This window comes from Streptomyces sp. YIM 121038, from assembly GCF_006088715.1.
GTDB lineage: Bacteria > Actinomycetota > Actinomycetes > Streptomycetales > Streptomycetaceae > Streptomyces.
In genome coordinates this window covers 2,193,465-2,210,545 of record NZ_CP030771.1, presented here as the reverse complement: position 1 = coordinate 2,210,545, position 17,081 = coordinate 2,193,465, and the positions used below count along the sequence as shown (strand labels likewise).

The window sequence follows — 17,081 nt, the reverse complement described above, 5'->3', positions numbered from 1 at the left end:
GCCCTACCCTTTCGTCAACCCATCGCGCGCCAACTGAACTTGAGGCGCATCAGAGGTTGCCGAGGCGAGCGACACGTCAGGAGGCCCGCAATGCCGGAACAAGTCCTCGCTAATTCTCGGTAATTCGCCAGCGAAGCAGGGGAGGGAGACGTCATGGGACGACACAAGCCGAACAAGCCCCGCCGCAGGCCGGTGCAGGCCGCGCCGATCGAGACCAGCTACGGCGGGTACCGGTTCCGGTCGCGCCTGGAAGCCCGGTGGGCCGTCTTCTTCAACGCCCTCGGTGTCCGGTGGGAGTACGAGCCGGAGGGGTACGTCCTGGACGGGACTCCCTACCTCCCGGACTTCAAGATCATGCTTCCCGGTGACCGCACCGTCTTCGCCGAGGTCAAGCACGTGGAGAACGACGAGCACGAGGGACGCCACGTCGACCTGTGCCGAGACCTCGCCGACGGCACAGGGCACCCGGTGCTGCTCCTCACAGGGGCTCCCGGTCACCGGATGTACCACCAGTTCCTCCCCGGCCAGGACCGCGGTGCCTTCACCGCCGCGTTCTTCCGCGACCATGAAGGATTCCTGGCCACCGCCGACGATTACTGGTTCCGGAAGGTCGTGATGGACCCGGTGTCCGGCGTGCTGGAGTTCGCAGGTGATGAGCGGCAGATGCGCAAGTCCTTCGGTGACGGCCTGGTCGAAGCCGTCAGGGCGGCTCGGTCCGCCCGGTTCGAGCACGGAGAGCGCGGATGATCCAGAAAGGCAACAGGGTCCGCCGTTGGGCTCTGGGGTCCGCCTGCCTGGTGGCGACACTCACCGGCTGCGCCGATCGCGAGGAGCTGACCCCGCAGCAACAGGGGGAGCACGGCGAGCGCATCGCGCGGATCCTGGAGGGCGCTTCGCCGACCGACGGCCCACCGGGCGATCCCCTCGGCTCAGACCCGGAGAGCGCGTACGAGGACGGCTACAAGGACGGCGCGTTCCTGTTCGTCTCGGAGGACTCGGGTGCGCACGCGGCCGAGGAGATCGCGATGGCGTGCGAGGAGAACGTCAGCCCCGAAAGCCTCGGAACGGATCTCTCCGAGACGGTCAGCGACGCGTACGTGGAAGGCTGCGTTGCCGGAGCGCGCGGCTGAGCGTCCGCCGGGTCACCGAGTACGGCGAAGCCCCGCACCTGATCAGCAGGTCGCGGGGCTCTCGTTGTGCTTGAGGTGGATCAGGTGTGGCCAGGGGTCACGGTGTGGCTCTTCAGCCACCGCTCCACCGCGCTGCGGCGGTACTTGATCCGGCCGGTGCGTCCCGGTCCCTTGATGTAGTCGGGCCCGGTCCCGATCCAGCGCCAGTTCTTCAGCGTGTGGACCGCGAAGCCGTACTCCGCCGCCACCTGCTTCGGGGTCAGGATCTCGTCCGCCATCGCCCCTCCAAGTCTGAATCCGACTCATGTAACCCCTGGTCAGGGCCCTTCAAGGACGATAACAGACACTCCGGGACGCTACGTGATTTGATATGGCCTATGCCATCCATGGACGAGTCACCACCAGACCCGACAGCGGCCACCGTCGCCGAGAACATCCGCAGAGCCCGAGCCCGGCGCGGGAAATCCACCTACGAGCTGTCCGCGCTCCTCACCGAAGCGGGCCATACCGTCTCCCAGTCGGCCCTCTCCCGCATGGAACGGGGCCTCCAGCGTGTCACGGTCTCCGACCTGATGGCGCTGGCCGTGGTGCTGGACGTCTCCCCCCTCGGCCTTCTCCTCCCGCTCGGAGACGACGGGGCGGAGGCCGTGGACGTCACCGGGGGCGGCACCCTGCCCCTGCATCGCGCATGGTCCTGGGCGCAGGGCTACGAGCCGCTGAACCCCGAAGGTGATCCCCGGACCGCCGCGTGGGAGTTCAGGCTCTACAGCCTGCCCCCGGGGCTTCGCCACCTTCCCGGAAATCCGTACCTCACGATGGAAGGGGATGAGTAGTGGCCCGGGTGTGGATCGAGGACCGCGCGGAGCACAAGGACTACATCGAGTCCATCGCCAAGTGGAAGGCGTCGGGGAAGAAGCGTCAGCCACCGGGGCGCTGGAGAGTGCGGTGGTACGACCCGCAGGGGAAGCCCAAGGCCAAGACGTATTCGACCAAGCCCGATGCGGAGAACGGCCAAGAGGACATCACCGCCAAGCTCAAGGGCGGAAGCTATCGCGACCCGAGCCAGGGGGAAATCCTGATCTCCGCCCTGGCGGAGGACTGGTACAAGAACAAGCGGCGGATCACGGAGCGCACCAAAGAGGATTACCGTGAAATCCTGGACCTCTACGTCATCCCCTTCTGGGGGGATTGGAAAATCTCCGCCATCCGATGGGAGGACGTGGACGACTGGTTGACCTACCTGGAGGGGCTGCCCGGCAGGAAGACGAAGACGCTCTCCGCCGGAAGGATCGTCAAGATCTACCGGGTAGCCGGAATGGTCGCGAAGCGTGCTGTGCAGACAGGGAAGATCACGGCCAGTCCGTTCAAGGATCACGAGCTTCCGCGCACGGGTGACGACGGCGAGCACGTCTACCTCACGCACGAAGAGGTGGAAAGACTGGCGTGTGCCGCAGCGAAACAGAACCCGATGTTCGGAACGCTGATCCGGCTCAAGTCGTATACGGGGCCACGGTGGGGCGAGATCAGCGCCATCAAAGCCGGTCGCCTGAATCCGTTGAAACGCACGGTGCGGATTGTCGAGGCGTTCACCAAGCTCAAGGGTGGCCGCACCATCCTCAAGGACACGAAGAACCACGAACGCCGCACCCTTCCCGTTCCGGCGTTCCTGTTCGGCGAGCTGAAGGAACTGGCCAAGTCCAAGGGGCGCGATGAGTTCCTTTTCACCGGGGAGGACGGCGCCCTCACGTACGCGGAATGGCGGCCCATCTGGCGCCAGGCCGTCAAGGACGCCGGTCTCCAGGGCCGGGGGCTGACCCCCCACAAGCTGCGCCACACGGCCGCTTCGCTGGCGATCCAGGCGGGGGCCAACCCCAAGGCGGTCCAGAAGATGCTCGGGCACAAGAGCGCGGCTCTCACCTTCGACCTGTACGCGCACCTGTGGGATGACGACCTGGACGACGTGGCGACCGCCCTGGACGCCCGCCGGAAGCTGGCGATGGCCGCCTAGGTGTACGGAATCTGTACGGCGAGCCGTTCCGGCCGGATCACATCCGCCCCCACCATGCTCTGACCAGGCAGTCTGTGCCACGTCTCCATAACGGGTCTCGCATCTATTGTGCGGGCACAGGCCCGGTACGGATAGCGTCTGCACTATGTCTGATGCTGCGCAGCCCACCGCTGCCGAGGTACGCGCCGCCGCCGAGGCGGTCAAGACCGCGCTCGACCGCCATCTCGCCGCGGTCGAACGCAGGTCGGGCGAGGACGATCCGGACGTCTACGACGCGTTCAACGAGCTGGCCGCCGCCGCCGAGGCCTACGACGAGCTGCTCTACGACCGCTACGACGAGGTCACCCCCTTCGAGATCCCCGGCGCGGAGGACAGCCTGCCGCCGTACCAGGGCCCCGCGGAGCCGACCGCCCTGAGCGTGCTGATCCGGCGCGACTACGCGGTGGCGGAGCCGCAGCGGCTCCTCGCCCAGGCCGCGCGCGTCGAGGCCGCGGACGAGGACGCGACGGACGACGACCGTCAGGCGGGCACGCTGCCGGGCGCCATCGGCCTGCTCTTCGGTGAGTTCGAAGCAGATGAAATCGCCTCCCGGCACAAGGAATTCGGCCTGGAGGAGGGCGACTCCACGCTGTGGGTGACGGCCCTGGACGAGCCCGCCGAGGCGGGCGAGTGGCTGGAGGCCCCCTTCGACCAGAGCGACCCCCAGCGGGTCGTGTGCCGCTTCGACGTCAGCGCGGTCTTCGATGACGAGCCGGACGGCCCGGAGGACCTGGAGGACCTGGAGGACGCCGACGACGGTGCGGATCCGGCCGATCCCGACCTGGACGGCGAGCTCGACTACGACCCGGACGAGGTCGTGGCGCTCGACGACGACGTCGACGACGTGGAAGTCGTCGACCGCAAGCGCGGCGAGCCAGCCTGAGGGCCGTGCCGGTGCGCCGCACCGGTGGCCCCGGCGTCTGCGGCCTCGCCGCCCGACGCCTCGTCGTGGCTGGTCACGTCCATGCGGCGGGGCCGTACGCGGACACGCGAACGCCCCCCGGCGGTAACCCGGCCGGGGGGCGTCCGCGTGCTTCCTAGTCCGTCTCGGGCAGCTGCGGCCGCAGCAGTGTGCGCAGCCGGGTCGTGCGCTCCTTGGCCGGGCGTTCCGCGACCGCCCGGGGCAGGGCCTGTGCGACCCCCTGGACCACCGACAGATGGCGCTCGGCGCGGCTGAACGCCGCGTACACCCAGGGCCGGGTCAGGGCCGCCGCGGCGTCGCCCGGCAGCACCACGACCGCGGCGGGCCAGCGGCGGCCGGCCGCCTGGTGCGCGGTGACGGCCCAGGCGTGTCGCACGCTCTGCTCCACCCGCTCCTTCGCCACGACCACGGGGGCGCCGTCGCACTCCAGGTGCAGGCCCTCCGCGTCGGCCCGCACGACACGGCCGAGCGCCGTGCGGCCCGGCACCGGGGCGTGGGCGACGCGGTCGCCCGGGTCGAAGCCGCCGAAGCGGCCGGGGCCGGGATTCAGCCGCTCCTTCAGCGCCGCGTTCAGCGCGCGGGTGCCCGCGGCTCCGCCGTGGCCCGGCGTGATGACCTGCGTGTGCTCGGCGGGCACGCCGATGGCGCGGGGCACGGAGTCCGCGACGAGCTGCACCGTGCGCCGGATCGCGTCGGCGGCGTCGTGCACCGGGACGATCACGACTTCCTTGTCCGGCGCGGCGACCTCGGTGAGCTCGCCGACGCCGATGCCGGACACCAGCTCCCCGAGGGGGCCGGGGTCCGGGGTGCGCGAGGCGATCTGCGGGCAGGCGCGGGCCGCGAGCACGTCGGCGAAGACCCGGCCGGGGCCCGCCGACCACAGCACGCCCGGGTCGCCGCTGAGCACCAGGCGGGCGCCGTCCGGCAGGGACTCGACGAGCATGGCCGCCGCCTCCACGTCCAGCTGCGGCGCGTCCAGGACCACGAGGAGGTCCACGGCCAGGGCACCGTCGGCGTCCCGCCCGGGCCCCTGCCGGCCGGACAGCAACCCGGCCACGGTGACGGCGGTGCCCGCACCCTCTGCCGCACCTTCGCCGTCGTCCGCGCCGGTGCCCGTGTGCTCGGCGAGGCGGCGCTGTCCGTCCGCCGTGTGCGCGGCCGCGCACACCCGCAGGCCGAGCGAGCGCGCCGCCGCCACCAGGGCGGCGGGCTCGGCCCGTGCCGCCTCGCCGCCGGTGTGCAGCACCAGGCCGTGCGCGGCGACGGCGCGGATCAGCTCGGCGGCGGAGCCGGACGCTGCGCTCGCGGCGGACTCCCAGGCCTCGGCGTCCGGGCCCGAACCGTCCTCCTTCGGCAGGGAGTTGATGACGCGGGCCAGGCCGTCGGCGAGGCTCTCCTCCGCCATCGCGTACCGCTCGAGGCCGAACAGGACACGAACCGGAGCAGTGGCCTCCGCCTCGGGATCGGCGCCTTCGCCGTCCGGAGCGGCGGCCGGGGCCACCTGCGGGGCGTCCTCCAGCGCGTCCTGGAAGACGAGCACGTCCCCCTCGGCGAGGGCGCCCTGTGCGGCCTCCTCCGGGTCCGGCACGGCGCGCTGCCCGAGGGCCGCGGTGAGGGCGTCCGCGTCGAGGGCTGTGTGCCCCGCGAGGGCGGCCTGCTCCAGGAGCCACACCGTCAGGGCGCGGCCCCGGCGCTCGTCCCCGGGGCCGCACGCGTCGCCGAGCAGCGCCCGCGCGAAGCCGTCGGCCTGCTCGGGCCGCACCCCGGGGAGGCGCAGCAACTGCCAGGGGTCCTCGCGCAGGCGCTCGTCGGCACCCTCGCCGAGCGCGGCCGCAGCCCTGGGCGCGAGCGCGGCGGGCGCGCCGCCCTCGGAGAGCACCGCCGCCACCGCGGCGACGGCGTCCGCCGCGGGCTCGGCCGGTGCCGCGGGGGCCTCGGGAGCCGGGCGCCGCACCGGCTCCGGCGCGGGCCTGCGCGGCGCGACGGGCTGGGGCTCGCGGAACGCGGAGGCCACGGGCTTCTCCCCGCTCTCCACCGCCCGCACCGCCGCGAGCAGGTCCGCCGCCGTGCCCTGGAGCTTGGCGCCCGCCTCCAGCGGGCCCTCCTTGGCGGCCTTGCGCTCCTCGATCCGCTGCCGCAGCTCCCGCTGGGCGGCCAGCTCGGCCTCGGCCTCGGACAGCTCGCTCCCGGCCTCGGCCTTGCCCTCGGCGTCCGCCGCGCTCCCGGACCCGTCGTCCGCCCCGGTCGCGTCGGCCTCCTCCGGCCCGGCGTCCTCGTCCGGCCCCGCGGCCTCCTCCGGTGCGTCGGCCTCCTCCGGCGTGGCGTCGGCTTCCGGTGCGGCCTCGGCCTCGGGCTCCGCCGCGGCCTCCGGGGCCTCGGGCTCGGCAACCTCCGCGGCAGCGGACTCCGTACTCACAGCGTGCTCCAGTCCTGGTCTGGGTAGCGGTGCACGGGCGCCGACACGTCGTCGAGCGCCTGGCAGATCTCGTCAGGAAGACTAAGGGTCTCCACTGACAACGCCGCCGTGAGCTGCTGCGCGTTGCGTGCGCCGACGATCGGGGCGGTCACTCCCGGGCGGTCGCGCACCCAGGCGAGCGCCACCTGGAGCGGGCTCACGGCGAGCCCGTCCGCCGCTATGGCGACGGCGTCCACGACGCGGCTCGCCGCCTCGTCCAGATACGGCGCGACGAAGGGCGCGAACTGCTCGGAGGCGCCCCGCGAGTCCGAGGGCGTCGCGTGCCGGTACTTGCCGGTCAGGACGCCGCGGCCGAGCGGTGACGACGGCAGCAGGCCCACGCCCAGGTCGCGGGCGGCGGGCAGCACTTCGCGCTCGATGCCGCGCTGGAGCAGGGAGTACTCCATCTGCGTACTGGCGAGGCGGGTGCGGGCGCTGGGGACGGCCAGCTGCCACGTCGCGGCCTTCGCGAGCTGCCAGCCGCTGAAGTTGGACACGCCCGCGTACCGCGCGCGGCCGCTGGTGACCGCGATGTCCAGGGCCTGGAGGGTCTCCTCCAGCGGGGTCTCCGGGTCGAAGGCGTGCACCTGCCAGATGTCCACATAGTCCGTGCCGAGGCGGGCGAGGGAGGCGTCGAGCGCCGACAGGAGGTGGCCGCGCGAGCAGTCGAAGCGGCGGTCGGGGTCCGGCACGCTGCCCGCCTTGGTCGCGATGACCAGGTCGCGGCGCGGCACGAGCCGCTCCACGAGGCGGCCGAGGAGGTACTCGGCCTCGCCGTCGCCGTACACGTCGGCCGTGTCGACGAGGGTGCCGCCCGCCTCCCAGAAGGCCTTCAGCAGGTCCGCCGCGTCGTTCTCACCGGTCTCTTCGGGGCGGCCCCAGGTGAGGGTGCCGAGCCCGATCCGGGACACGCGCAGACCCGTGCGGCCGAGATGCCTCTGCTCCATGGCGCGAGATTACTGGCCATGCCTCCACGCAGGGCATGCCTGTGGACAAACGCGCGGGTGTGGACAACCTGATGCCCCCCAAGGGCCCCACCGGGGCGAACCCGCGGCACCGGCCGGGGCGCACCCGCGCGGTCGGCCCCTGACGGATCGCGCGGCCGCGCGCTACAGTCCCCGGCACAGGGACGTTACTCACGAGTAAGGGGATTCGGCCATGCAGCTCGGGATCAACCTCGGCTACTGGGGCGCGGGGATGGACGCGGACAACCTCACCGTCGCGAAGGAGGCCGACAAGCTGGGCTACGCGGTCTGCTGGGCGGCCGAGGCCTACGGCTCGGACGCGGCCACCGTGCTGTCCTGGGTCGCGGCCCGGACCGAGCGCATCGACATCGGCTCGGCGATCTTCCAGATCCCGGCCCGGCAGCCCGCGATGACGGCGATGACGGCGGCCACCCTCGACTCGCTGTCCGGCGGCCGCTTCCGGCTGGGCCTCGGCGTCTCGGGCCCGCAGGTCTCCGAGGGCTGGTACGGCGTGAAGTTCGACAAGCCGCTGGCCCGTACGCGCGAGTACGTGGAGATCGTCCGCAGGGCGATGACCCGCGAGCGCCTGTCGTACGAGGGTGAGCACTGGACGCTGCCGCTGCCGGGCGGCCCCGGCAAGCCCCTCAAGCTCACCGTGCACCCGCAGCGCGAGCACATCCCGCTGTACATCGCGGCGATCGGCCCGAAGAACCTGGAGCAGACGGGCGAGATCGCCGACGGCGCCCTGTTGATCTTCCCGGCCGCCGAGCACCTGGAGGAGACCGCGCTGAAGCACCTGCGGGCGGGTCGCGAGAAGGCCGGGAAGGCGATGGAGGGCTTCGACGTCGTGCCGACGCTGCCGCTGGCCGTCGGCAAGGACGGCGACGGGGACATCGACGCGCTGGCCGACATGTTCCGGCCGTACGCGGCGCTGTACGTGGGCGGCATGGGCAGCCGCAAGCAGAACTTCTACAACCAGCTCGCGTGCCGCATGGGCTACGAGAAGGAGGCGGCCGAGATCCAGGAGAAGTACCTGTCGGGCGACAAGGACGGCGCGGCCGCCGCCGTGCCGCGCTCGCTCATCGACTCGACGTCGCTGCTCGGCTCCGTGGACCGGATCGCCGACCGGATGCGGGCCTACGCGGCGGCCGGGGTCACCACCCTCACCCTGTCGCCCGCGGGCTTCACGCTCGAGGAGCGGCTCACCGCGCTGCGGGCGGGCGCCGAGGCCCTGGAGCGGGCCGCGGTGGCCTGACGATTTCTGCGGCCGTGGTGGGGGCTCGGGGGGTCTTCCCCGCCACGGCCGTCACGGAGCACAACGCCGCGACGAGCCTTCCGGTTACGGCTCCGTTCGGCCCGCGAAACTCCTTCGTTCGGCGGAGCTGGCCCATACAGCTGTTGCCTCCTCCCGCACTCCGCATTTGACTCGTTCTTTGCGGAAGTCCGTGTGGTGCGTGACGGTATGGAGGTGCCTGGGATGCTTTCGGCCAAGAGTCTCTTCGGGGAGATCGTCGACAACGACGAGTCGTTCCGGCTGTTCTGCTCCATCGCGGCCAGCGGGGAGTCGCAGGGCGGCTGGGAGAACGGGCGCATCGCCGCCCTCGTGCCCGAGAGCCAGCGCGCCCTCGCCCCCAAGATCACCCGGCACGGCGCCGACGAGGACAAGCACGGGCGGATCTTCAACGCGCTCCTGCGCAAACGCGGGCTGGAGCCCTGCGACGTCCCGCACGACACCGACTACACGATGCTCCTGGAGAAGCACGGCATCGGCCTCGCGCACGACAAGCTCCGCGCCGACGAGCCGCTGACCGAGCAGGACATCATCACGTACCTGGCGCACAGCCGGGTCACCGAGCAGCGCGCCGCCGACCAGATGGTGATGCTCCGCAAGCACTTCGCCGACCATCCGGAGATCGGCAAGGCCGTGAAGATGATCTCGAACGACGAGGACAACCACCTGGCCTACTGCCACGAGGAACTGCTCCGCTTCGCGTACGCGGGCCACGGCCGCGCCATCCAGCGCACGCTCCAGGAGACCGCGCACGTCGAGATCCGGATCTACCGCGACGTCAGCCTCGCCGTCATGGAGCGCATGGGCCGCATCCTCGGCTGGACGCCCACCAAGGCCAGGGCCCTCGCGGCGGGCGTCCACGCCCTGTACGCGTACGAACGCGTCGGCGGCTGGCGCAAGATGGTGAGCCTGCGGATGCCCGAGCGGCGCGACGCCCTGGGCGGACCGGCCACCACGGCGCCCGAATTCGCCTGACAGCCCCCACAGCCCCCACAGCCCCCACAGCCCCCTATGGGCCCCCACCAGGCCCCCGTGCGGGCGCGCGTCCCGCCACGCCCCGCCACGCGCGCGTGGGCTACAGCCAGCCCCGGCGCTTGAACATCCGGTACAGGACCACTTCCAGAACGGCCATCAGCAGGATCACCGCCGGGTACGCCCACCACCAGGCCAGCTCGGGCATGTGCTCGAAGTTCATGCCGTAGACGCCCGCGATCATCGTGGGCACGGCCGCCATGGCCGCCCAGGCGGAGATCTTCCGCATGTCGTCGTTCTGCCGCACGCTCATCTGCGCCAGATGCGCCGACAGGATGTCCGTCACCAGGCGGTCCAGGCCCTCCACGGACTCGTTCACCCGCGTCAGATGGTCGCTGACGTCCCGCAGATAGGGCTGCGCCGACTCGTTCACGTACGGCACCGTGCGGCCGGGCGGGCCCACCCCGGCGAGCCGGGAGAGCGGCATCGCGAGCGGCCCCGTGGCCCGGCGGAACTCCAGGATCTGGCGCTTGAACCGGTAGATCCGCGACGCCGAGTTCCGCGAGCCGCCGCTGTCCGGCGAGAACACCTCCGCCTCCAGGACCTCCAGGTCGGTCTGGAGCTCCTCGGCGACCTCCAGATAGTGGTCCACGACGGCGTCGGCGATGGAGTAGAGCACCGCCGTCGGACCGTGCTTCAGCACCTCCGGTTCCGCTTCCAGTCGGTGCCGTACGCTGCCGAGCGGCGCGCCCTCGCCGTGCCGGACCGTCACCACGAACGAGTCCCCCATGAAGATCATGAGCTCGCCCGACGACACCGTGTCGCTCTCCGGTTCGTACACCACTGGCTTCAGGACCATGAACAGCGAGTCCTCGTACACCTCCAGCTTCGGCCGCTGGTGCGCCTTGAGGGCGTCCTCGACCGCCAGGGGATGCAGCGCGAACTCCTGGGTGACCCGCTCGAACTCGTCCTCCGTCGGCTCGTGCACGCCGATCCACACGAAGGCGTCCCCCGCCGCACGCGCCTCGTCCAGCGCGTCCGAGAAGTCCGCCGGACCCTCGGTCCGGCGCCCGTGCTGGTAGATGGCACAGTCGACGATCACGCTGGGCATTCTTCCCAAGCAGCACTGCTGCCGCACCCGCTCGGCGGCTTAGGCTGACCCGCATGCCCACGCTGATCCTCGTTAGGCACGGCCGCTCCACGGCCAACACCGCAGGCCTGCTCGCCGGGTGGACCCCCGGTGTCGCCCTCGACGAGCGCGGCGCACGACAGGCCGCCGCGCTGCCCGGACGCCTCGCCGAGCTGCCGCTCGCCGAAGCCGTCACCAGCCCCCTCCAGCGCTGCCGGGAGACCCTCGCACCGCTCGCGGCCGCCCGCCCGGACCTCACCGTGCACACCGACGACCGCATCGGTGAGTGCCACTACGGCGACTGGTCCGGACGCAAGCTCGCCGAGCTGTCCGACGAGCCGCTGATGGAGGTCGTCCAGCAGCACCCGTCCGCCGCCGCCTTCCCCGGCGGTGAGTCCCTGCGCGCCATGCAGACCCGCGCCGCCGAGGCCGTACGCGAGTGGAACGCGCGCGTGGAGCGCGACCACGGCCCCGACGCCGTGTACCTCATGTGCTCCCACGGCGACATCATCAAGTCCCTCGTCGCCGACGCCATCGGACTGCATCTCGACCTCTTTCAGCGGATCTCCGTAGAACCGTGTTCCATCACGGCGATCCGTTACACACGGCTGCGCCCCTTCCTCGTCCGCCTCGGGGACACCGGGGACTTCGGGTCCCTCGCCCCGCGTGCCGAGCCGGCGGGCGAGGAGGCTCAGGTGGGGGGAGACACAGGCGCACCGTGAGACGCGCGATGACCGTGATCGTCGCCCGCAGTAGGGTTCAGTGCAGTTGTCGCGCCAAGAACCCGCAGTCGATTCCAATGGAGACAGGACGTGCCCCGTCAGGTGTTCCTCTACGACCCGCCGGAACGCTTCGTTGCCGGAACGGTCGGCCTTCCCGGGCGGCGTACCTTCTTCCTCCAGGCGTCCGCCGGAGTGCGAGTGACCAGCGTCGCCCTGGAGAAGACCCAGGTGGCCGCCCTCGCCGAACGCATGGAAGAGCTCCTCGACGAGGTGGTACGGCGTAGCGGGGGAAGCGCGGCGGTGCCCGCCGTCGCGCCCACCGAGGTCGCCGACAGCGCCCCGCTGGACTCGCCCGTCGAGGAGGAGTTCCGGGTCGGCACGATGGCCCTGGCCTGGGACGGCGAGGCCGAACGGATGATCGTGGAGGCGCAGGCCCTCGTCGAGCTGGACGCGGACTCCGACGAGGACCTCGCGGAGGCCGAGGAAAGGCTCCTGCAGGACGAGGAGAACGGCCCGCCGATGCTGCGCGTCCGGCTCACCGGGGCGCAGGCCAGAGCCTTCACCAAGCGCGCCCTCGACGTGGTGAACGCCGGGCGTCCGCCGTGCCCGCTGTGCAGCCTGCCGCTCGACCCGGAAGGACACGTATGCCCGCGCCAGAACGGATACCGGCGGGGAGCCTGACCGCCACGGAGCTGCTCACCCGCGGTGAGCTGACCGTGCGCGGGCAGATCCGGCAGGCGTCCAACGCGGTGCTGTACTGCTCGGTCGCCCACGACGGCGCCTCGGTGTCCTGCGTGTACAAGCCCGTCGCCGGGGAGCGGCCCCTGTGGGACTTCCCCGACGGCACGCTCGCCGAGCGCGAGGTCGCCGCGTACGAGGTGTCCGAGGCGCTGGGCTGGGGGCTCGTGCCGCCCACCGTGCTGCGGGACGGGCCCTACGGCGAGGGCATGGTCCAGCTGTGGATCGACTCGCCCGACGAGGCAGGCGAGGGCGCGGAGCTGCTCGCCCTCGTCGACGGGGACGAGCCCGGGGACGGCTGGAAGGCCGTGGGGTTCGCCGAGGTCGGGGAGGGGCGCACGGCGCTGCTCGTGCACGCGGACGACGCCCGGCTGCGGCGGCTCGCCGTGCTCGACGCGGTGATCAACAATGCGGACCGCAAGGGTGGGCACCTGGTCGTGGGGGCCGCGGAGCGGCTGTACGGCATCGATCACGGGGTCACGTTCCACGTGGAGGACAAGCTGCGGACGCTGCTGTGGGGGTGGGCGGGGGAGAAGCTCACGGACGAGGCCGTCGCCGCTCTGGCGGGCTTGCGGGAGGCCCTCGCCGCCGAGGGGGCGCTGGCCTCGCGGCTGGGGGAGCTGCTCACCGCGGCCGAGGTGGAGGCCGCCCGCGCGCGGGTGGACGCGCTGCTCGCCGCGGGGCGGCATCCGTCGCCCTCGGGGGAGTGGCCTGCCATTCCCTGGCCACCGGTGTAGGCGCGTCCGCGGGGGCGGGGGACCGGGGATGGTCCCCGGGGTCGTATGTGGACGGTGCATCCGGTTAGGCTCATGGCATGTATGCCTGGCCCGCTTCTGAGGTCCCCGTCCTGCCTGGCAAGGGCCGCGACCTCCGGATCCACGACACCGCGACCGGTGGCCTCGTCACCCTCGAGCCCGGTCCCGTCGCCCGTCTCTACGTCTGCGGCATCACTCCGTACGACGCGACCCACATGGGTCACGCGGCGACCTACAACGCGTTCGACCTCGTGCAGCGCGTGTGGCTCGACACCAAGCGGCAGGTGCACTACGTACAGAACGTGACCGACGTGGACGACCCCCTCCTGGAGCGGGCGAACCGCGACGGCAAGGACTGGGTGGAGCTCGCGCAGGCCGAGACGGCGCTGTTCCGCGAGGACATGACCGCCTTGCGGCTGCTCCCGCCGCAGGAGTACGTCGGCGCCGTCGAGTCGATACCCGGGATCGTGCCCCTCGTGGAGCGGCTGCGGGACCAGGGCGCCGCGTACGAGCTCGAAGGGGACGTCTACTTCTCCGTAGAGGCCGATCCGCACTTCGGCGAGGTGTCGGGGCTCGACGCCGCCGCCATGCGGCTGCTCTCCGCCGAGCGCGGCGGCGACCCGGACCGGCCCGGCAAGAAGAACCCGCTCGACCCGATGCTGTGGATGGCGGCCCGCGAGGGCGAGCCCAGCTGGGACGGCGCCTCGCTCGGCCGTGGCAGGCCCGGCTGGCACATCGAGTGCGTGGCCATCGCCCTCGACCACCTGGGCATGGGCTTCGACGTGCAGGGCGGCGGCTCCGACCTCGTCTTCCCGCACCACGAGATGGGCGCGTCGCACGCCCAGGCCCTGACCGGGGAGCACCCCTTCGCCAAGGTGTACGTGCACGCGGGGATGGTCGCGCTCAACGGCGCCAAGATGTCCAAGTCCAAGGGCAACCTGGTGTTCGTGTCGAAGCTGCGGCGCGACGGGGTCGACCCCGCCGCCATCCGGCTCGCGCTCCTCGCCCACCACTACCGCGCCGACTGGGAGTGGACCGACCAGGTCCTCCAGGACGCCGTCGAGCGCCTCGGGCGCTGGCGCGCCGCCGTGTCCCGGCCGGACGGACCCTCCGCCGAGCACCTGGTGGAGGAGCTGCGCGAGGCCCTCGCCAACGACCTGGACGCGCCCGCGGCACTCGCCGCCGTGGACCGCTGGGCCGCCCGTCAGGACGCCGAGGGCGGCACGGACGAGGGGGCGCCCGGCGTGGTGTCGCGCGCCGTCGACGCCCTGCTCGGCGTGGCCCTGTAGGCACGCGGACGTGGCCCCGTCAGCACGCCTGTAAGGCAGGCGGACAGACGCAAGCGGCGCCGGGCGGGAAGGACTCCGCCCGGCGCCGCCGTCTCACCCGGCGCCTCAGACGTCCGCCGTGCGGATCACCTGGTGATCACGATGGCGAGCAGGATGCCCGGGTTGTTGGTGTCGTAGTAGCCGATGACCGGCTGCCCGTACGCGAACGCCTCCTGCACCTGGTCACGGGTGCGGTCGAGCGGGTTGATGAAGACGCGCCAGTCGCCGTCCACGTGCAGATAGAGCAGCGTGGCCTGGCCGGGCAGCGGCTGGATGACGTCCCAGAAGCTCTCCGCCACGTTGCCCGACAGGGCCTGCGTGGAGATCGTGGGTGCCTGCGCCTGCGGGACCTGCTGCTGGCCGAGCTGCTGCAGCAGCTGCTGGAACGGCTGCTGCTGGCCGAGCTGCTGCATCTGCTGGCGCAGGTGCGGCGGGATCTGCTGGCCCTGGATCTGCTGGCCGATGCCTTGCTGGCCGATGCCCTGTTGGCCGATGCCCTGCTGGCCGAACGGCTGCTGCTGGCCCTGCTGCCCGAACGGCCGCTGGCCGATCTGGCCCTGCTGGCCGATCTGCGGCGGCGCGGTGCTCGGGCCCTGCTGGCCGAAGGGCTGCTGGCCGTACTGCTGCTGCGAGAAGGGCTGCTGCTGGGATTGCTGCTGCTGGAACGGCTGCTGCTGGCCGAACGGTTGCTGTTGGCCGTACTGCTGCGAGCCGGGGGGCTGCTGACCGTACTGCTGGCCCAGCTGACTCATTTGCGGGGTGGTGCTCATGCGGGTGCCACCTTCCCTCAATGGTCGGTCCGTTTGCCGTGCTTGCTGTGCTTGCCGTGTGCTTGCCGTGGTGTTCAGCCCGTGACGACCAGGCCGACGACCTCGTCGTCCGAGAACCAGACACGTACGTCGGGGGACCCGCCCGCGAAGGCGGAGTGCACCGCCTGGCGGATCTCGGGCGTCGGGTGGTTCAGGTTGCGCCACTCCCCGGCCACGAAGAGCCGCAGGCGCGGCGGGAGTTCCGGCGGATAGGGGAGCAGCTCGTCCCAGTAGCGCTCGGCGCGGCCCGAGCCCACCGCCGACGGCAGCAGCTTGGTGACCGCCGCCTTGATGTCGGGGCGGTTGCCGATCCGCTGCGACGCCGGGCGGCCCGGCGCGTCCTGCTGCGGCGAGCCCGTCGCCCGAAGGACCGCACGCGCGCGTGCGGACGTCATGGGCTGCTGGCCCGCCGCCTTGAGCATGCCCTGCAGCGAGACGAGCGCGCCGACCACGATCGGGGACGCCGACGACGTGCCGGAGAACGTGTCGGTGTACCAGGCGATCTCGTCCACGCCGCCCTGGAGGTCGCCCGGCTGGTTCCAGAAGCCGCCGGTGGTCGTGGTCTCGCGGCCCCAGCCCTGCGCGTCGACGCGCGCCCCGTAGTTGGAGAACGCCAGGCGCGAGCGGTCCGGGCCGTGGTCGCGGCCGTGCGTACCGGGCGGCGGCGCGCCCGCGCCGACCAGGACGGCGTCGGACGACGGGTTGGACGGGTTGAACGGGTTGCGCCACCAGGACGGGAACTCGTCCGGACGGCGCTCGTACTGGGCGTCGTCGAGCGACTCGGCGCCGTTGCCCGCCGCCCCGACGACGACGATGCCCTTGGCCGTGGCGTAGCGGACCGCCGCGTAGTCGTCGGGCCACCACTCGACGGCGATGTAGCCGCGCTGGTCGTCGCGGTCCTCGAAGTCGAACCTCGGTCCCGGCCGGTGCAGTTCGATGAGGATGACGTCACCGGGCGCGAGCCGGTCCGCGGCCGCGTGGATGGTCGCCGCCGTGCCGCTGGGCAGGAAGGACGCGGCCGCCGTCACGGCGTCCGGCACGATGCCGGTGACGCCGAAGGAGTTGCGGTCGCCGCCCATCACGCCGATCACGGCGGTGCCGTGGTTGCGCCACGACAGGTCCTGGATCGGGGTGCCGATGACCACGCCCGCGAGCCGCGCGGACAGGTCCTCGTGGCTGAGCTGCCAGGCGCCCTCGATGTCGATGACGGTCACGCCGTCACCGCCGCCGCCGAGCCGCTGCCAGGCCCACTGCGCGTCCACGCCCTCGGGGGCCGGGCGCAGATAGCCCTGGCGGCCGGTGAAGTCGGGGGTGACCGGAGCGCCTTCCTTGCGGCGCCGGCCCTCGTCGGGCTCGCTGCCGCCGCTCTGCTGCCCGATGGAGCCGAGGGTGGCGGGGACGGCGCCGGGCTTGACGTACGCCGTGTCGATGCCGGGCAGCGCGGCGATCCGCGCGCGCAGCTCCGGGGCCCGGTCCTCGCTGCCGCGCACCCGGTAGAAGAGGGTCAGGTCGGGCACGTCGTCCACGGTGCCCGCCGCTGCCGCCTGGAGCCGGTCCTCGCTGCCGAACAGCGGCTCCAGGGTGAGTTGTTCGTCGCTGAGGAACATGTTCAGGGCCGAGAGGTCGGCGCCTGTCGCCGAGCGGACACCGTGCTCCTGGGCGCGCAGCCGGGCCTCCGGCCGTGCGACGACGATGAGTTCCTGCTCGGTCGCCCGATAGGTGAATCCCGCTCCGTCCGGTCCAGGGCCACTGCCTCCCGGATCGTCGCCCTGCCGCACCTGGTCGGTCATCGCTTCACCGCTCCCTTCGGTTGCCACA

General features: G+C 72.1%; 17 protein-coding genes. 11 read left to right on the top strand and 6 right to left on the bottom strand.

Translation table 11 applies throughout. The features are described 5' to 3' along the window. Window positions 1-153 precede the first annotated feature (153 nt). Both C9F11_RS08905 and C9F11_RS08900 read left to right on the top strand, forming a co-directional pair. On the top strand, window positions 154-747 hold the full coding sequence (locus C9F11_RS08905) for a hypothetical protein (RefSeq protein WP_138958734.1): 594 nt from the start codon (window positions 154-156) through the stop codon (window positions 745-747). Continuing rightward, on the top strand, window positions 744-1,130 hold the full coding sequence (locus C9F11_RS08900) for a hypothetical protein (protein WP_138958733.1): 387 nt from the start codon (window positions 744-746) through the stop codon (window positions 1,128-1,130). The genes C9F11_RS08905 and C9F11_RS08900 overlap by 4 nt, the downstream gene beginning before the upstream one ends. Before the next feature lie 80 nt (window positions 1,131-1,210). Here C9F11_RS08900 and C9F11_RS08895 read toward each other — a convergent pair whose 3' ends face one another. Next, entirely contained in the window at window positions 1,211-1,408 is a 198-nt protein-coding gene (locus C9F11_RS08895) for a helix-turn-helix domain-containing protein (RefSeq protein ID WP_138958732.1), read from the bottom strand. 99 nt (window positions 1,409-1,507) lie between these two features. Here C9F11_RS08895 and C9F11_RS08890 point away from each other — a divergent pair, with 99 nt between their 5' ends. From C9F11_RS08890 to C9F11_RS08880, 3 genes are all read left to right on the top strand, one after another. Further along, the gene (locus tag C9F11_RS08890; protein ID WP_138958731.1) at window positions 1,508-1,963 is read left to right on the top strand and encodes a helix-turn-helix transcriptional regulator; all 456 of its coding nucleotides are present in this window, start codon (window positions 1,508-1,510) and stop codon (window positions 1,961-1,963) included. A gap of 8 nt (window positions 1,964-1,971) precedes the next feature. Then, window positions 1,972-3,138: a site-specific integrase gene (locus C9F11_RS08885; protein WP_249401650.1), complete on the top strand. Its 1,167-nt coding sequence runs from the start codon at window positions 1,972-1,974 to the stop codon at window positions 3,136-3,138. 145 nt (window positions 3,139-3,283) lie between these two features. After that, on the top strand, window positions 3,284-4,060 hold the full coding sequence (locus C9F11_RS08880) for a hypothetical protein (protein WP_138958729.1): 777 nt from the start codon (window positions 3,284-3,286) through the stop codon (window positions 4,058-4,060). Between the two features lie 154 nt (window positions 4,061-4,214). Here the strand turns inward: C9F11_RS08880 and C9F11_RS08875 are convergent, their stop codons facing one another. Further along, a complete protein-coding gene (locus C9F11_RS08875; RefSeq protein ID WP_171075676.1) occupies window positions 4,215-6,515 on the bottom strand; it encodes a helix-hairpin-helix domain-containing protein in 2,301 nt (766 codons plus the stop codon). Beyond that, complete coding sequence (locus C9F11_RS08870) at window positions 6,512-7,501, bottom strand: aldo/keto reductase (RefSeq protein ID WP_138958727.1); 990 nt, start codon at window positions 7,499-7,501, stop codon at window positions 6,512-6,514. Before C9F11_RS08870 ends, C9F11_RS08875 begins: the two co-directional genes overlap by 4 nt. A gap of 211 nt (window positions 7,502-7,712) precedes the next feature. Between C9F11_RS08870 and C9F11_RS08865 the strand changes: the two genes are divergently transcribed. Together C9F11_RS08865 and C9F11_RS08860 are read left to right on the top strand one after the other, a co-directional pair. After that, the gene (locus C9F11_RS08865) at window positions 7,713-8,774 is read left to right on the top strand and encodes an LLM class F420-dependent oxidoreductase (protein WP_138958726.1); all 1,062 of its coding nucleotides are present in this window, start codon (window positions 7,713-7,715) and stop codon (window positions 8,772-8,774) included. Window positions 8,775-8,996: 222 nt separating this feature from the next. Next, window positions 8,997-9,785 carry a ferritin-like domain-containing protein gene (locus C9F11_RS08860; RefSeq protein ID WP_138958725.1) on the top strand — a complete coding sequence of 263 codons (789 nt, stop codon included), beginning with the start codon at window positions 8,997-8,999 and terminating at the stop codon, window positions 9,783-9,785. Window positions 9,786-9,885: 100 nt separating this feature from the next. On the opposite strand, the gene corA is transcribed toward C9F11_RS08860, so the two are convergent. Continuing rightward, window positions 9,886-10,884: a magnesium/cobalt transporter CorA gene (gene corA, locus C9F11_RS08855; RefSeq protein WP_138958724.1), complete on the bottom strand. Its 999-nt coding sequence runs from the start codon at window positions 10,882-10,884 to the stop codon at window positions 9,886-9,888. A gap of 62 nt (window positions 10,885-10,946) precedes the next feature. Between corA and C9F11_RS08850 the strand changes: the two genes are divergently transcribed. The 4 genes from C9F11_RS08850 (at window position 10,947) to mshC (ending at window position 14,415) form a co-directional block, all read left to right on the top strand. Then, the gene (locus C9F11_RS08850) at window positions 10,947-11,633 is read left to right on the top strand and encodes a histidine phosphatase family protein (RefSeq protein WP_138958723.1); all 687 of its coding nucleotides are present in this window, start codon (window positions 10,947-10,949) and stop codon (window positions 11,631-11,633) included. A 90-nt stretch (window positions 11,634-11,723) separates the two neighbouring features. Then, complete coding sequence (locus C9F11_RS08845; protein WP_138958722.1) at window positions 11,724-12,314, top strand: DUF3090 domain-containing protein; 591 nt, start codon at window positions 11,724-11,726, stop codon at window positions 12,312-12,314. Then, the gene (locus tag C9F11_RS08840) at window positions 12,278-13,108 is read left to right on the top strand and encodes an SCO1664 family protein (protein WP_138958721.1); all 831 of its coding nucleotides are present in this window, start codon (window positions 12,278-12,280) and stop codon (window positions 13,106-13,108) included. The genes C9F11_RS08845 and C9F11_RS08840 overlap by 37 nt, the downstream gene beginning before the upstream one ends. 77 nt (window positions 13,109-13,185) lie before the next feature. After that, the gene (mshC, locus tag C9F11_RS08835) at window positions 13,186-14,415 is read left to right on the top strand and encodes a cysteine--1-D-myo-inosityl 2-amino-2-deoxy-alpha-D-glucopyranoside ligase (RefSeq protein WP_138958720.1); all 1,230 of its coding nucleotides are present in this window, start codon (window positions 13,186-13,188) and stop codon (window positions 14,413-14,415) included. 125 nt (window positions 14,416-14,540) lie between these two features. Here mshC and C9F11_RS08830 read toward each other — a convergent pair whose 3' ends face one another. Together C9F11_RS08830 and C9F11_RS08825 are read right to left on the bottom strand one after the other, a co-directional pair. Further along, a complete protein-coding gene (locus tag C9F11_RS08830; protein WP_138958719.1) occupies window positions 14,541-15,224 on the bottom strand; it encodes a hypothetical protein in 684 nt (227 codons plus the stop codon). 74 nt (window positions 15,225-15,298) lie between these two features. After that, window positions 15,299-17,053 carry a S8 family peptidase gene (locus C9F11_RS08825; protein WP_138958718.1) on the bottom strand — a complete coding sequence of 585 codons (1,755 nt, stop codon included), beginning with the start codon at window positions 17,051-17,053 and terminating at the stop codon, window positions 15,299-15,301. Between the last annotated feature and the right edge of the window lie 28 nt (window positions 17,054-17,081).